The sequence below is a fragment of the Mitsuaria sp. TWR114 genome (genome assembly GCF_007997345.1).
Genome location: NZ_VOSR01000069.1, coordinates 1 through 1,085 on the forward strand (window position 1 = coordinate 1; position 1,085 = coordinate 1,085).

A 1,085-nucleotide genomic window follows, 5' to 3' on the forward strand; every position below is an offset into this window, starting at 1 on the left:
GCCGGCGATCAGCACGACGTCGCGCGCGCGCGCCTGGTCCACCGCGCGCGCGATCGCCACGGCGCGGTCCGCGATCACCTCGCGCGCCGCATCCGCCGGCAGGCCGGCCTCGATGTCGGCCAGGATCTTCAGCGGGTCCTCGGTGCGCGGGTTGTCGCTGGTCAGCACGACCTGCGCCGCCAGCTTCGCCGCGATCGCGCCCATCAGCGGACGCTTGCCCGGATCGCGGTCGCCGCCGCAGCCGAAGACGACGCGCAACGAGCCCCCACGTGCCGCGGCCAGCGGTTGCAGCGCGCCCAGCGCCTTCTCGAGCGCGTCCGGCGTGTGGGCGTAGTCGACCACCACCTGCGGCAGCTCGCGGCCGCTGCCCACCCGCTGCATGCGGCCCGGCACCGGCGTGACCAGCGCCGCCACGCGGGCGATGTCGTCCAGGCCGTGGCCCAGCGTGCGCAGGCCGGCGATGACGCCCAGCAGGTTGGACACGTTGTAGTCGCCGATCAGGCCGGTCTGCACCGGCACCGCCGCGGCGCCCTCGCGCAGCGTGAAGGCCAGCCCGTGCGCGTCATGGCGCAGGTCGGTGGCGCTCAGGCGCGCGTCGGCGCGGTCCAGGCCGTAGGTCCAGACGTCCAGCCGGCCCGCGGCGCCCAACTCGGCCGCCAGTGCGGCGCCCTTGGGATCGTCCAGGTTCAGCACCGCGGCCTTCAGGCCCTCCCACGCGAAGAGCTTGCGCTTGGCCGCCCAGTAGGCGTCCATGCCGCCGTGGTAGTCCAGGTGGTCCTGCGTGAAGTTGGTGAACAGCGCGACCTGGATGTGGGTGCCGGTCAGCCGGTGTTCCTCGATGCCGATCGACGAGGCCTCGATCGCGCAGGCGCCGAAGCCGTCGTCGGCCATGCGCTTGAAGGCTTCCTGCAGCCGCACCGGATCGGGCGTGGTCAGGCCGGTGGCCTCGATCGAAGCGTTCGTCGTCGCGCCCGGCACCGGCGGCTGGCCCACGCCCAGCGTGCCGATCACGCCGCAGCGCGCGCCCAGCAGCGTCAGCGCCTGCGCGATCCACCAGGCGCTGGAGGTCTTGCCGTTGGTGCCGG

Annotated in this window: 1 protein-coding gene; it reads right to left on the reverse strand. The window is 74.2% G+C overall.

Features of this window, described 5'->3' with window-relative positions:
• On the reverse strand, nucleotides 1-1,085 hold a 1,085-nt coding region (locus FUT87_RS03830; RefSeq protein WP_147240137.1), incomplete at both ends, for a Mur ligase family protein.